The 466-nt window shown below is 59.9% G+C and carries 1 pseudogene; it reads left to right on the top strand.

From position 1 onward, the window contains the following. Positions 1-86 precede the first annotated feature (86 nt). A pseudogene (locus Q1B08_RS21710) lies at positions 87-466 on the top strand (transposase); the annotation flags it as partial.

The following is a 466-nucleotide window of genomic DNA, read 5'->3' as shown; positions in this document are numbered from 1 at the left end:
AGAGGTGGTTCGGGAAAACTGAACAGCCGGGATAAGTGGATTTTCCGCGCCACGGCGGCATGATTGTCGCGAGCGAGGAGAAGACCATGACAAGACGACCGCGCAGGAACCACAGCCCGTCCTTCAAGGCGAAGGTGGCGGTGGCTGCGATCAAGGGCGAGAAGACCCTGATCGAACTGGCACAGGATTTCGACGTCCATCCGAACCAGATCAAGCAATGGCGCGATCTGCTTTTGGAAGGCGCGACCGGAGTTTTTGGCGAAGCCCCGAAGGCCAAAGTGGAACCGGCGATCGACGTGAAGACGCTGCATGCGAAGATCGGAGAGCTGACGCTGGAGAAGGATTTTTTGTCCAGCGCGCTCGGCAAGGCAGGTCTGCTGGCGAGCGCAAAAAGATGATCGATCCTACGGCAAGGCTCAGCGTCAGCCGCCAGGCGAAGGTGCTGGGTGTCAGCCGAGGCAGCGTC

This window comes from uncultured Jannaschia sp., assembly GCF_947494025.1.
In the GTDB taxonomy this organism is placed as follows: Bacteria; Pseudomonadota; Alphaproteobacteria; order Rhodobacterales; family Rhodobacteraceae; genus Jannaschia.
The sequence above is the reverse complement of the archived record's forward strand: the minus strand, read 5'-3'. Positions and strand labels throughout refer to the sequence as shown.